Genomic DNA, 13,333 nt, shown 5'->3' with positions numbered 1-13,333 from the left:
ACACGATCGAGCTGCTCAGTCGGGGGGCGATGTTCTGTTGTACAGGCTAAAGGAATCGGCGACGATCCCGTATCGGGACCGTAGCCGTGTCGCCCACGGCCGATAATCCGCGCTACTCGCCGGTAACGAACCCAACACTAGTCCGGCACCGTGCTGGTCGCGAGGTGATGTGCGGCGCACTCCGCTGTTTTCCCCGCGGGCCACGCCGGTTTTAGTAGCCTGCACGAATGCGTCGCTATGTGGCCGCCATTGATCAGGGCACGACCTCGAGTCGGTGCATCATCTTCGACCGGCGGGGCCGCGTCGTCGGTGTCGCACAACGCGAGCACGAGCAGATCTTCCCGCGGCCGGGCTGGGTGGAGCACGATCCGGAAACCATTTGGCGCGATACCGAATTCGTGCTCGGCGAGGCGCTGCGGAGTACGGGGATCTCCGCCGAGCAGATCAACGCGGTCGGTGTCACCAATCAGCGCGAGACGACGGTGGTGTGGGATCGGGCCAGCGGCAAGCCGATTCATAACGCGATCGTCTGGCAGGACACCCGCACCGACCGCCTGGTCACCGAACTGGGCGGCGAATTCGGCGCGACGCGCTACCAGGACCGCACCGGCCTCCCGCTGTCCACTTACTTCGCCGGTCCGAAACTGCGCTGGATCCTGGACAATGTCGAGGGCGCGCGAGCCAGGGCCGAGTCCGGCGAACTGTGTTTCGGAACCGTCGACAGCTGGGTGCTGTGGAAGCTGACCGGTCAGCACATCACCGACGTGACCAATGCGTCGCGCACCATGCTGATGGATCTGCGTACGCTGCAATGGGATCCACGAATCTGCGCCGAGTTCGGGGTACCGCAATCGATGCTGCCCGAGATCCGCAGCTCATCGGAGATCTACGCGGAGATCGGCTCCGGTCCATTGGCGGGCATACCCGTCGCGGGCATTCTCGGCGACCAGCAGGCGGCCACCTTCGGCCAGGCCTGCCTGTCTCCCGGCGAGGCCAAGAACACCTACGGGACCGGCAATTTCATGCTGCTCAATACCGGAACCACACCGGTCTTCAGCAAGCATGGACTGCTCACCACCGTCTGCTACCGACTCGGCGGCGAGGCGGCGGTCTACGCCCTAGAGGGCTCCATCGCGGTGACCGGCTCACTGGTGCAATGGTTCCGGGACAATCTCGGCATCATTTCCGCCGCCGATGAGATCGAGCCGCTGGCACGCAGTGTCGAGGACAATGGCGGCGCCTATATCGTTCCCGCGTTCTCCGGCCTCTTCGCACCGCGCTGGCGACCTGATGCCCGCGGCGTCATCGCGGGCCTCACCCGCTTCGTCAACAAGGCGCATCTGGCGCGAGCGGTATTGGAGTCCACCGCATTCCAGACGCGTGAGGTCATGGATGCGATGCGCGCCGACGCCGAATCCCAGCAACTACGGCTGGAGCTGACCACGCTCAAGGTCGACGGCGGCATGGTCGGCAACGATCTGCTCATGCAGTTCCAGTCCGACATTCTCGATGTGCCGGTGGTCCGCCCGGTCGTCAACGAAACCACCGCACTGGGTGCGGCTTATGCGGCCGGACTCGCCGTCGGACTGTGGGAGAGCACCGATGACATCCGCGCCAATTGGGCCGCGGATAAGACCTGGCAGCCCGCGATGTCGGCGACGGACCGCGAAACCCACCTCGCCGCCTGGAACAAGGCCGTGGAGCGCACCTACAACTGGGTCGACTCCCCCGCCTAGCCGGCTGACCGAATCAGTTGTTGTGTGGAGTGGCTCTCCACTGCTCGGCAGCTCTTGCCATCCGGTCGACCGCAGCTTCCAGTGTCGGCGGGTCGAACGTGGTGAAGCACATGCGCATCGAGTGGCTGTGGTCGGTATCGACGGCGAAGGCCGAACCGGGGACGAATGCCACGCCGTGCGCCAGGGCTCGGGGCAGCAGTTCATCGGTATCGGTGCCGTCGGTGAAATCGGCCCATACGAACATGCCGCCGGCGGCATCGGTGCAGGTGACGCGGTCACCGAAGCGGGTGCGCACGGCGTGCACGAGTGCCTTGGCCCGATCACCGTAGGCGGTGCGGACGGTGTCGACGTGGCCGGTCAGCCAGCTTTCGTCGGTGAGCAGGTCGGCGGCGATCTGGTGGGTCAGCGCCGAACCGCACAGATCAGCGCCCTGTTTCAGCAATTCGACCGCGCGACAGATCCGCTGCTGCGCGACCATCCAGCCGACCCGCAGCGCGGGCGCGAGGATCTTCGAGGCACTGGAAAGCCGAATCACGTTGCGGGAGTATGTCGCCACGGGATCGGGCGAGGGCCGGTCGAACCAGAGTTCACCGTACGGATCGTCCTCGATCACCCAGAAACCGTGGGCATCGGCGAGTTCGGCCAGCTCACGACGACGCGGCGGACTCATGGTGACGCCACCCGGATTGTGGAAATTGCTCACCGTGTGCACGATCGCGGGACGTTCACCGCGGCCGAGCAGTTCCTTCAACACGTCCAGCCGCATGCCCTCGGAATCCAGAGGCACCGCCACAATTCGCGCCCCAGCTGCCCGGAACACTTGCAGCGCACCGACATACGCCGGATCCTCGACGACAACCAGCGCGCCCGGATCCAGCAGCACCTCGGCGAGCAGCGAAAGTGCCTGCTGCGAACCATGAGTCACGAAGATCTCGTCGAGCCCCACCGCACGGCCCAGCTTCACCGATTCCCGCTGCCGCAGCACATCGCGCAGCGGAACCCACCCGGCCGACTCGGTGTACTGCAACACCGCCGAACCACGCAGCGCCGCATCGGTCGCTGCCGCGAGCCGTTCCCTCGGCATCAACTCCGCATCCGGCAAACCACCCGCGAGGCTGATCACCTCGTCGCGCGCCGTCAGTTTCAGTAGGTCACGAATCGCCGAACTCTTCAATCCGCCCAGTTTGGCAGCGAGCGGTGGATTGGTCGGCGACATGGAAAACCTCCGAAAATCAGCAGCCCACGTACCCTATCATGGGATGAATTCCAGCTCCGGGTAACCATAGAGAGCTCAGATGCGCTCCCGGATGGCGAAGATCCCGGTCTTACCATCCCGGACCACCGTGATGATGGTCTGCCGGTAGACATTGGTCGTGCCGTCGGGGCGATGTTCGGTCAGATCCACCTCGAAGGTGTCCGCGGCCGACTCGGCAATCCGCAGGCAATGCGTGGTGCCGACCGGGATCTGTTCATTGATGGCCTGCTGGATGACCTCGGCCGTCGACACATTCTCGGCATCCGGCGCGACGAATCTGCGCGCCCGCTCACCATTGCGGTCGACGTAGAACTCGTACTGGAAGCCGAGGATCGCACCCGGGCCGCTCGAGGTGTCGCCCTGCCCGTTGCCGCGGGTCACCTTGCCGTCTTTACTCGCGGGGCAACTCAGCGCGGCGGAGGTGCTCGGCGGTGCCGGCGGCGCCGCCTTCGGACTGCCGTTATCGTCGCGCCTGACCGCCACGAAAGTTACCACCAGCGCGAGCACCACCACGATCGCGGCCAGCACACCGAGCGCGATCCACCGGCCGCGCGAACTGTGCCGAGTCGGGGTCGCGGTGATGGTGTCGGAGATCAGCTTCGGCGCGAGACGCTTGGCGATCGGATCGTCGGCCCAGGACAGGCCGGGCGGCTCGGACGGCGGCTTCGGCACCCCTCCGGATTCGGTGGGGCTGTTCCACCAGGTGTCGTGCTGGCCCGGGGCAGGCGCCGTATGCCGGACGGTGGCCTCGTTGGGGTCCGGTTCGACCGGCGGTTCCGGTCGCCGGGGCGGCGGTGGCGGCGCATCGCCGAACACCGTCGTATCCGGCGCGCGGTACTGCGGGGGCGGCGGCGGCACCGTCGGCGGTTCGTCGGCCGGCCGCCAGATCAGCTCGGGATGATCGGTGGCAGGCTCGGGCACCGACCATTGCGGTCGAGCCTGCCCACCCGTCGGCGGACCGAATTCGCCTACCGGCGGGCCGAATTCGGAGACCGGCGGGCCGAAATCATCCAACGGGGGTCCGAATTCCGACTCGGAGCGGTCGGATTCGTTGTCCCTGCCATCACCCTCGGAGCCCACACCAAATCCTTTCCCCAGGACACACGTGTGGGGCGGTCGAGAACGACCGCCCCACCCGTCGAATCAGCTCGTGTCAGTACTGGAGTGACCCACCCCACTGGGTGGTGACCCCGGCGACGTTGACCGTTTGCGGAGCCAGTTCGCCTGGCGGCACCGGAAGTTTAACTTGTGCGGCGGCCTCGAGGGCAGCCGCGCCGCCCGGCTGTTCCCGAATCCAGTGCTCGACAGCCGCCTTGGCCAGGTTGACCTGGGTGGTGTCGATGACAACCTCGGTCTTGTTGTCAGCCAGACCCTCACCACCGGTGTAGGAGGTGACCTTGACGCTGTTGGCGGTGATGTATTCGACCGACACACCGGCCTCGCCCTGACCGGTCGGCGTGCGGTAACCGATGGTGCCGACGTAGCCCGAGGCATTGTTGAAGTGGTGGGTATTGGCCACGTAGCCGGGCGCCAGCGAACCACCGTCGATATTGGCGCCGATCTCCTGGTGCGGACCATCCATCTCGACGACCGGCGCGGCCGGCGCCTGCTGGAAGCGCGGAGCCTCCCAGCGCGGCTGCTGCACCAGTGTGTCGGACTGTGGCTGCTGCGGGGTCCGGGCGTTCGGACCGCTAGGGGTGTTCGCACCCGGTGCGGTGGTTCCGGGCTGCGCGGGCTTCGGAGCCTCCGCGCCGGGCGCGGTCTCCGGCACCACGGCGGGGATGTCGGGTCCGGCCTGACCCGGAACCGGCAGCGGCGCGACGCGCGGAGTGGTGACACCCGGCTGGGTCGGCGTCGAAAGCTTCGGATCCCTCGGCTGATTCGGCATGACCTGGTTCGGATCCGGCGTGGTGACCCCCGGCTGGCTCGGCGTCGGCGACGGCTTGGCCTCCGGCTTACCCGGATCCGGCTTGGTGGTCTCCGGCTGGCCCTGATCCGTGGGCGTGGTGCTGCCCGGATCGGCGGGCGCGGCGGGCGCTGGGGTGGTCGGTGTACTCGGCTGATCCGGAACTGCCCCCGCCGGCGCCGCGAAGAGCGTGGCCACGGCCGCCGCGGTGGCGAGTGGCAGCGATGTGCTCGCCATCGCCCGCTGCGCCCGACTCGGCTTACGATGTTTCACTTTTCGCAATCCCTTCCCGTGTGCGACCGGGTGGGTCGCACGCAGTTATCCCTGGTGAGACGCTTGGTCCACGAACGAGGACCGGCGAACGACCAAGCGGCCGTTCGCCGTTCCCGCTGGAAAGGATCGATCCCCCCACACAGAACCCTCGCGATCGCCCGCCGATCGCATCTCTGCGGGAAGTGAACCACATGCGCGGCTGCCTGGCAACGCGATGAAAATCCCCACAAGACAGTAAGTCTCGGGGCGGTGGGATTCGGCGGCGATTAATCCAGGTCGTCGTGACGCATCAGCAGGCGAGCGGCCTCGGTGACCGAGCCGGTGAGCGACGGGTACACCGAGAAAGTCTGGGCGAGATCGTTGACGGTCAGATTGTTCTGAACCGCGAGCGCGATCGGCAAGATGAGCTCCGAGGCGATCGGGGCGACGACCACACCACCGATGACCACACCGGTCGCGGGCCGACAGAAGATTTTGACAAAACCCCTGCGCAGACCCGACATCTTGGCGCGCGGATTGGTGTTCAACGGCAGCATCACCGTGCGCGCGGGCACCTCGCCGTTATCGATGGCGGTCTGACTCACGCCGACGGTCGCGATCTCCGGACGGGTGAATACGGCCGAGGCGACCGTCTTGAGCCGGATCGGGCTGACGCCCTCACCCAGCGCGTGATACATCGCGATGCGGCCCTGCATGGCCGCCACCGAGGCCAGCGGCAGCAGGCCGGTGCAGTCGCCCGCGGCGTAAATGCCGGGTACCGAGGTGCGCGACACCCGGTCCACCCGCAGATAGCCGCCGCGGTCGAGTTCGATCCCGACCCGCTCCAGACCGAGTTCGTTGGTATTAGGGATCGAGCCGACGGTCATCAGCGCATGCGTACCCGTGACGGTGCGGCCGTCGGACAGCTTGACCACGATGCCATCGGCGGTGCGCTCCACCGCATCGGCGCGGGCGTGCTTGACCAGTTCGACACCGCGTTCGGCGAGTGCGTCCTCGAGTACGAGCGCGGCATCGGCGTCCTCGCCCGGCAGCACCCGGTCACGGCTGGAGACCAACTTCACCCGCACACCCATTTCGGTATATGCGGAGACGAATTCGGCACCGGTCACACCGGAGCCGACCACGACCAGGGTCACCGGAAGTTCCTCCAGGTCGTAGAGCTGACGCCAGTTCAGGATGCGCTCGCCGTCGGGCTCGGCGCCGGGCAACACGCGCGGGCTCGCACCAGTGGCGATCAACACTACTTCGGCTTCGATGGCTTCCTCGGTGCCATCGGCCAGCAGCGCGCGGACGCGGTGCGCGGCCAGACCGGCAGCCGGATCGCTGAGCTGTCCATGTCCCGTCAACACCGTCACACCCGCGGCCTGCACCTTGGAGCGGATATCGGAGGACTGAGCCAGCGCGAGCGCCTTGACGCGCGCGTTCACCTCGCCCAGTTCGATCTGGGCCTGGCTCGGATCGAGGGTAATGCCCAGGTCACGGGCGCGACGCAGATCGGTGCGCACGCCGGTCGAGGCGATGAAGGTCTTCGATGGCACACAGTCCCACAGGACGCACGCCCCACCGATGCCGTCGCTATCGATCAGGGTGACCGTGGCCCCGTGTTGGGCCGCAACCAATGCCGCTTCGTAACCGGCCGGTCCGCCACCGATGATCGCTATGCGGGTCATGGATACCTCCGCTCGAGCTGTTCGACCGGGATCTCCGGTGCCGGTAAACAACGTTAGCTGGCGAACACACGGTCATCTCGCCGGGATAGAGACGATGCGCGCAGGTTATTGGATACCCTTGCGTCGTGCCGATCTACGCCGCTTACGGGTCCAACATGGACTCGTCCCAGATGCTCGAGCGCTGTCCGCACTCCCCCATGTACGGGACAGGCTGGTTGGAGGGCTGGCGCCTGACCTTCAGCGGCGACGACATCGGCTGGGAGGGCCCGCTGGCCACCGTCGTCGAGGACCCGGACTCGCGGGTGTTCGTCGTGCTCTACGACGTATCCCCGGAGGACGAGGAGCGCCTGGACCGCTGGGAGGGTTCCGACTTCGGCATCCACCGCAAGATCCGGCTGCGCGTGACCCCGACCGCGGGCAGCGGTTCCGAACCCATCCTGGCCTGGCTGTATGTCCTGGATGCCTACGAGGGCGGCCTACCCTCGGCGCGCTATATCGGCGTGATGGCGGATGCGGCCGAAAAGGCAGGCGCGCCGCCGGAATATGTCCACGCGCTGCGCACCCGCAACAGCAAGAACGTCGGACCCGGATTCTTCGGTAGCTGAGCAGACGCGGAAGCGGCCGAGGGTCGGCCGCTTCTTTGTCTTCGTCAGCTCGCGTTCAACACGATATTGCTGAGCACCCGGACACCCACGGCAAGTGCGCGCTCATCGAGATCGAAGGTCGGCTGGTGCAGATCCAGCTGTTCACCGTGCCCGGACCAAACGCCGAGGCGAGCCATCGCGCCCGGTACCTCCTCCTGGTACCAGGAGAAATCCTCACCACCGCCGGACTGCAAGGTGTCGGCGAGCGCGTCCGGGCCGAGCATGCGGATCGCGTCCTCGAACATCCTGGTCGAGTGCTCGTCATTGACCACCGGCGGCACACCACGGCGGTAGTTCAACTGGTAGCGCACCCCGGTCGGGGCGAGCAGGCCGTCCACGATCTCGCGCACCATCGGCTCCAGCAGCGACCAGGTCGCGTGATCGCCGGTGCGCACGGTGCCGGTGAGCATGCCGGTCTGCGGTATCGCATTGGGCGCCTTGCCCGCGCTGACCGCACCCCAGACCATGACCGTGCTGGTGCGCGGGTCGATGCGACGGCTGAGCAGACCGGGCAGGCCGGTGATCACGGTGCCGATGGCGTAGACCAAGTCGCTGGTCAGATGCGGACGCGAGGTGTGCCCGCCCGGCGAATCGAGGACCAATTCGATGGTGTCGGCGGCCGAGGTGATCGCACCGACCCGGATGCCGACCCGGCCGACCTCGAGACGCGGATCGCAGTGCAGTGCGAAGATCCGGTCGACGCCCTCCATCGCGCCGGCGGCGACCATATCGATCGCACCACCCGGCATCACCTCTTCGGCGGGCTGGAAGACGAATCGGACGCCGACCGGCAGTTCCTGATCGGCCAGCGCGAGCGCGGTGCCGAGCAGGATCGTGGTGTGCGCGTCGTGCCCGCAGGCATGCGAGACGCCGGGGACGGTGGAGGCGAAGCTGAGTCCGGTGAATTCCTGCAGTGGGAGTGCGTCCATATCGGCGCGCAGTCCGATGCGGGGTGCGTCCACCGGACCGATGTCACAGAGCACTCCGGTGCCGTTGGGCATCTTCTGCGGCGTCAATCCCGCCTTGGTCAGCCAGGCCGAGACGAACTCGGTGGTGGCGAATTCGGTGCGGGAGAGCTCCGGGTTCGCGTGGATATGCCGCCGCCACTGGATGAGATCGACCGTGTGCTCGGCCAGCCAGGAATCGACCGCATCCGGTCCGACTTCCGCGATATCCGAATGTGCGGCGCTCCCCTGGCCCCCCGTTGGCACGCGCGTCGCCGTCACAGAACGTCTCGCGTGCGCCGCGGAACGGCCGGAAATGCTCACCGAATGTCCTCCTGTCGTTGAACGAGCCGTCGCAACAACCTGTCCCTATGTACTTGATCGCGAGCTACGGCGATAGCGGTACGCGCGAGCGCGATCGCACCGTCGGTTACCGCACGATCGGCCGAAGCGTTGACACTCGCCGCGGCGAAGCCGGGCTGATGCGTCACCGCCCCACCGGCATCTATGCCGATGACCGGATGTATGCCCGGTATGACGTTGGTGACGTTGCCCATATCCGTACTCCCGAGCGGTCGCTGCGCCTCGAGTTCCGGTGCGATCGGCACCCGGCCCAAGTCGACGATCTGCTCGCGATAGGCAAACAGTAATCCGGCATCGGGCGTCAGCTCGGTATATGTCGGCGCAACCGTCCGGATTTCGTGTGTGCAGCCGGTCGCCAACGCACCCGCCTCGAAACAGGCCGACGCTCGTCGCATCAGATCGTCGAGGGATGCGGAGTCGACTGCGCGTAGGTAATACAGCAGTTCCGCACGTCCGGGAACGATGTTGGGGGCTACGCCACCGTCGCTGACTATACCGTGCAGTTGCTGTCCGGGTCGGAGATGTTGCCGCAGCAATCCGAGAGCAACCTGCGCCACGGTCACCGCATCGCCCGCATTGCGGCCCAATTCCGGCGCCGCACTGGCATGTGCCTCCTGGCCGCGGAAGACCACCGACAGATCCGCCAGCGCCAGCGAGCGCGCGTCGACGATATCGATCGGGCCCGGATGCACCATCATCGCCATCGCGACATCGTCGAAGACGCCACGCTCGAGCATCAGTACCTTGCCACCGCCGCTCTCCTCGGCGGGTGTGCCGAGGACGACGACGGTGATACCGAGGGCGTCGGCCACCTCGGCGAGGCCGAGTCCGGCGCCGACCGCGGACGCCGCGATGACGTTATGTCCGCAGGCGTGCCCGATCTCGGGCAGCGCATCGTATTCGGCGCAGATACCGACCGTGAGCTCGCCGGATCCGAAAGTCGCGCGGAACGCGGTCGGCAGGTCGGCGACCGGGGTCTCGATCGCGAAACCACGCTCGGCCAGCGGCGCGATGGTCTTGGCGACGCTGCGGGTTTCCTCGAACGCCAGCTCTGGTTCGGCGTGGATCGAATGCGAGAGCGCGATCAGTTCGGGCGCGGCGGCCAGGATCGTGGCATCCGCCGCCGCGGCCGGGTGCGCGTCGTGGTCCGTGCGTGATTCGGGGTGCCCGCTGCGCGGTGGTGGCATGGCACACAGTCTGGCACTGCGCAGACGATCGGGCGCACCCTGCGTCCAGGGGCGATGTCGCCGGATGGCGCAAGGGTTGCGCTCGAGTTGCGGTTATCCCGGGGCGAACGCCAGATTCTCCGGCGTGGTCGGCGTCGCGAGCCCAGCGAGTGCCTTGGCGTGCAGTGACCGCTTGATCACCGGCAGATTGGGCTTGCGATTTGCCGCGAGGGCGCCCGCACGCTCGATGGCGGACTTCAGCAAACTATCAGCATCCGCCTGGGCGTCGACAATTCCCGCAGCGATCGCCTCGTCTGCGGCGAAGCGGTGACCGGTGGTCATGGCCTGCACGCAGACCTGGTTGGCCAGGCGTTCGGTGAGCAGCGCGTTCATGCCCACGGTGAACGGCATGCCGAGATGCACCTCGGGCAGACACCAGAAACCGCGGTCGGCCCGCATCATCCGGAAATCGTGCGAGGTGGCGAGCATGGCACCCGCCCCGAAGGCGTGACCGTTGACGGCGGCCACGGTCGGCAGCGGAAAGGTCAGCAGTCGGGTGTAGAGGCTGTGCACGCGATCGAGGTAGGCGTGCATCTGATCCAGGTTGCCGAACAGCCAATCGGTGTCGAGTCCGTTGCTATAGAACTTCCCGCTCGCCGTAGTGACCAGCGCCGCCGGTCCCTCGGACGCCTCGACCTGGTCCAACAACCCGTGGAACGCATCGATCCAATCCGGATGGAAACGGTTCTCGCTGTCGGTCTGCCCCTCGTTCCCGAGGTAGACAACGAACACATCCCCTTCACGTTCCAGATACGGCATGCGTGCAGCGTAACGGGAAAAGGATGGAAAACCTACTCACGGGTAGCAAATTCTCGGCAGGCCAAATGCCGTCCCGTCGCGACCCGTTCGCGGCCCGTCTCGCGTCCGAGCCGTCGAAGCGCATGCGACGAAGTCGCGAGTCTCGACGGCTCGGACGCGAGACACCAGGGGGCCGCGAACACGCCGCGGCGAAGCCGCGGCCATTAAACAGAACCCGCGAACCCGCGGCGCCCGCGCCGCCAAAAACCCAGCTATCGTGACGGGCATGCTTGCCGAACAGGCCGCGAGGGCGATTGCCGAACGTACGGGAGTGGAGCGGCACCGGGTTGCGGTGGTGCTGGGATCGGGCTGGCAGGATGCGGCCGCGGAGATCGGCACGCCGTCGGCTTCGGTGCCGATGCCGGAGCTGCCGGGATTCGGGAGGCCAACTGCGCAGGGGCATGTCGGGATGGTGCATTCGATTGCCGTAGACAACACACCCGTGCTGCTGCTGATGGGGCGTCAGCATCTGTACGAGGGCTACCAGCCGGGCGATGTCGTGCATCCGGTGAGTGCGGCGATCGCGGCGGGCGTGGAAACGGTGGTGCTCACCAATGCGGCGGGCGGGATTCGGGATGGGCTGCGCGTCGGCGAGCCGGTGTTGATCAGCGACCATCTCAATCTCACCGGCCGCACGCCGCTGGCGGGTGCGACATTCGTCGATCTCGTGGACGCGTGGGATCCCGAATTGCGTGCGCTGGCACGAGAAATCGACCCGAGTCTGACCGAGGGTGTGTATGCGGGCCTGACCGGGCCGCAGTACGAAACCCCCGCCGAGATCCGGATGCTGCGTACCATCGGCGCGGATCTGGTGGGCATGTCGACGGTGCTCGAGGTGATCGCGGCCCGTGCGCTCGGTGCCCGAGTGCTCGGTATTTCCCTGGTCACCAACCTTGCCGCGGGCGTCACGGGTGCGCACCTCTCGCACGCCGAGGTGCTCGCCGAAGGTCATGCGGCCGCACCCCGTCTCGGCAAACTGCTGCGCGGCGTACTGGAACGGCTCTAGATGCTGCGCTTCGGCACCGCCGGGCTCCGCGGGCCGCTGCGAGACGGACCCGACGGCATGAACCTGGATACGGTGAGCCGGGCAACCGCCGGACTCGTGGACTGGTTGCGTGGTCGCTGTCTCGGCGGCGGCACGGTGGTCGTCGGGCGCGACGCCAGGCACGGCTCCGCCGAATTCGGCATCGTGACCGCGGAAATCTTTGCCGCCGCGGGCTTTCCGGTCGTGCTGCTGCCACGCCCGCTGCCCACTCCGATCGTCGCCTATGCGGTGCGTGAGCTGGGAGCCGTTGCGGGAGTCCAGATCACGGCATCGCACAATCCGGCGACCGACAACGGCTACAAGGTGTACCTGGACGGCGGTTCGCAACTGATCGCACCGGCCGACACCGAGATCGAGCGCTGCATCGAGGACGTCACCGAGCCGATCGCCCGAACGCCCGTCACACCGGCCGCCGATGACCTGGTGCGCCGCTATATCGATCGGGTGGCTCGGCTGCCCGAGTTGATCGGCGGTCCCGGCGAGCGCTCCGATATCCGGATCGCGTTGACACCGCTGCATGGGGTCGGCGGCGATACCGCCGTGGCTGCCCTCACCGCGGCGGGATTCGGCCGTGTGCACGTCGTCGGTGCGCAATTCGCGCCCGATGCCGACTTCCCCACCGTCGCCTTCCCGAATCCGGAAGAGCCCGGCGCCACTGATCTTCTGCTGGACACCGCCACCAGGATCGGCGCGGATCTCGCCATCGCGCTCGACCCGGACGCCGATCGCTGCGCCATCGGAATTCCGGACGGCGACGGCGGCTGGCGCATGCTGCGCGGCGACGAAACCGGTGTGCTGCTCGGCGATTATGTGCTGCGGACCGCTGCGCCGGATGCACTGGTAGCGACCACCGTCGTGTCGTCGCGATTGCTCTCGAAACTCGCCGCCGCCCGGGGGGCGCGATACGCGGAAACGTTGACGGGCTTCAAGTGGCTGGCCCGCGCGGGCGATGGTCTGGTCTACGCCTACGAAGAGGCCATCGGCCACTGCGTGGACCCGGCCGCGGTTCGCGACAAGGACGGTATCTCCGCGGCGGTGCTGGCTGCCGATCTAGTCGCCCGTCTGAAGGCCGAAGGCCGCACCCTCGCCGACGAACTCGACGACTACGCGGTCGAATTCGGCCTGCACGCCACCGACCAGGTCTCGCTGCGCCTACCCGATCCGGCAGCAGCCGCACAACTCGTGAACCGCCTGCGCAGGGCACCACCCGACGAAATCGCGGGCGAGCAGGTCGAATACACCGACCTGCTCCAGGTGCGCGGCCGAATGCGCACCGACGCATTGATTTTCGAGGGCGGCCGTTCCCGGATCGTGGTCCGCCCATCCGGCACCGAACCGAAGCTCAAGTGCTACTTGGAAGTCGTCGAGCCGGTCGCCGACTTTGGAGTTCTGGCTGCGGCGAGAACCGCCGCCGGACAACGCCTCGCCGAACTGCGTACCTTCTGTCGAGGGCTCTGAGCCAGGCCATTCATC

11 protein-coding genes are annotated in these 13,333 nt (G+C 67.0%); 4 read left to right on the top strand and 7 right to left on the bottom strand.

Translation table 11 applies throughout. The features are described 5' to 3' along the window. Positions 1 to 227: 227 nt before the first annotated feature. Positions 228 to 1,736: a glycerol kinase GlpK gene (gene glpK, locus ACQP2U_RS05490; protein ID WP_433713683.1), complete on the top strand. Its 1,509-nt coding sequence runs from the start codon at positions 228 to 230 to the stop codon at positions 1,734 to 1,736. Positions 1,737 to 1,749: 13 nt separating this feature from the next. On the opposite strand, the gene ACQP2U_RS05485 is transcribed toward glpK, so the two are convergent. From ACQP2U_RS05485 to ACQP2U_RS05470, 4 genes are all read right to left on the bottom strand, one after another. Next, the gene (locus tag ACQP2U_RS05485; protein ID WP_433713682.1) at positions 1,750 to 2,952 is read right to left on the bottom strand and encodes a PLP-dependent aminotransferase family protein; all 1,203 of its coding nucleotides are present in this window, start codon (positions 2,950 to 2,952) and stop codon (positions 1,750 to 1,752) included. Positions 2,953 to 3,027: 75 nt separating this feature from the next. Then, a complete protein-coding gene (locus tag ACQP2U_RS05480; protein WP_433713681.1) occupies positions 3,028 to 4,071 on the bottom strand; it encodes a hypothetical protein in 1,044 nt (347 codons plus the stop codon). Between the two features lie 73 nt (positions 4,072 to 4,144). After that, a complete protein-coding gene (locus tag ACQP2U_RS05475) occupies positions 4,145 to 5,170 on the bottom strand; it encodes a hypothetical protein (RefSeq protein ID WP_433713680.1) in 1,026 nt (341 codons plus the stop codon). A 266-nt stretch (positions 5,171 to 5,436) separates the two neighbouring features. Further along, a complete protein-coding gene (locus ACQP2U_RS05470) occupies positions 5,437 to 6,840 on the bottom strand; it encodes an NAD(P)H-quinone dehydrogenase (protein ID WP_433713679.1) in 1,404 nt (467 codons plus the stop codon). Between the two features lie 125 nt (positions 6,841 to 6,965). Here ACQP2U_RS05470 and ACQP2U_RS05465 point away from each other — a divergent pair, with 125 nt between their 5' ends. Further along, entirely contained in the window at positions 6,966 to 7,445 is a 480-nt protein-coding gene (locus ACQP2U_RS05465; protein WP_397031784.1) for a gamma-glutamylcyclotransferase, read from the top strand. Between the two features lie 44 nt (positions 7,446 to 7,489). On the opposite strand, the gene ACQP2U_RS05460 is transcribed toward ACQP2U_RS05465, so the two are convergent. From ACQP2U_RS05460 to ACQP2U_RS05450, 3 genes are all read right to left on the bottom strand, one after another. Then, positions 7,490 to 8,656: a M20 family metallopeptidase gene (locus tag ACQP2U_RS05460; RefSeq protein ID WP_397032000.1), complete on the bottom strand. Its 1,167-nt coding sequence runs from the start codon at positions 8,654 to 8,656 to the stop codon at positions 7,490 to 7,492. Positions 8,657 to 8,748: 92 nt separating this feature from the next. Continuing rightward, positions 8,749 to 9,978: a M20 family metallopeptidase gene (locus ACQP2U_RS05455; protein ID WP_433713678.1), complete on the bottom strand. Its 1,230-nt coding sequence runs from the start codon at positions 9,976 to 9,978 to the stop codon at positions 8,749 to 8,751. A gap of 93 nt (positions 9,979 to 10,071) precedes the next feature. Continuing rightward, positions 10,072 to 10,776, bottom strand: a complete 705-nt coding sequence (locus tag ACQP2U_RS05450) for an enoyl-CoA hydratase-related protein (RefSeq protein WP_433713677.1) — start codon at positions 10,774 to 10,776, stop codon at positions 10,072 to 10,074. 265 nt (positions 10,777 to 11,041) lie between these two features. Here ACQP2U_RS05450 and ACQP2U_RS05445 point away from each other — a divergent pair, with 265 nt between their 5' ends. Both ACQP2U_RS05445 and ACQP2U_RS05440 read left to right on the top strand, forming a co-directional pair. After that, positions 11,042 to 11,821, top strand: a complete 780-nt coding sequence (locus ACQP2U_RS05445; RefSeq protein ID WP_433713676.1) for a purine-nucleoside phosphorylase — start codon at positions 11,042 to 11,044, stop codon at positions 11,819 to 11,821. After that, positions 11,822 to 13,318: a phospho-sugar mutase gene (locus ACQP2U_RS05440; RefSeq protein ID WP_433713675.1), complete on the top strand. Its 1,497-nt coding sequence runs from the start codon at positions 11,822 to 11,824 to the stop codon at positions 13,316 to 13,318. The last annotated feature ends 15 nt before the right edge of the window (positions 13,319 to 13,333 follow it).

Source organism: Nocardia sp. CA-084685 (assembly GCF_050955785.1).
GTDB lineage: Bacteria > Actinomycetota > Actinomycetes > Mycobacteriales > Mycobacteriaceae > Nocardia.
The sequence above is the reverse complement of the archived record's forward strand: the minus strand, read 5'-3'. Positions and strand labels throughout refer to the sequence as shown.

What these genes read in the sequence shown, in the direction of transcription:
- ACQP2U_RS05485 (WP_433713682.1), bottom strand. Translation starts at nt 2,952, where the DNA reads ATGTCGCCGACCAATCCACCGCTCGCTGCCAAACTGGGCGGATTGAAG.
- ACQP2U_RS05455 (WP_433713678.1), bottom strand. Translation starts at nt 9,978, where the DNA reads ATGCCACCACCGCGCAGCGGGCACCCCGAATCACGCACGGACCACGAC.
- glpK (WP_433713683.1), top strand. Translation starts at nt 228, where the DNA reads ATGCGTCGCTATGTGGCCGCCATTGATCAGGGCACGACCTCGAGTCGG.
- ACQP2U_RS05445 (WP_433713676.1), top strand. Translation starts at nt 11,042, where the DNA reads ATGCTTGCCGAACAGGCCGCGAGGGCGATTGCCGAACGTACGGGAGTG.
- ACQP2U_RS05450 (WP_433713677.1), bottom strand. Translation starts at nt 10,776, where the DNA reads ATGCCGTATCTGGAACGTGAAGGGGATGTGTTCGTTGTCTACCTCGGG.
- ACQP2U_RS05470 (WP_433713679.1), bottom strand. Translation starts at nt 6,840, where the DNA reads ATGACCCGCATAGCGATCATCGGTGGCGGACCGGCCGGTTACGAAGCG.
- ACQP2U_RS05440 (WP_433713675.1), top strand. Translation starts at nt 11,822, where the DNA reads ATGCTGCGCTTCGGCACCGCCGGGCTCCGCGGGCCGCTGCGAGACGGA.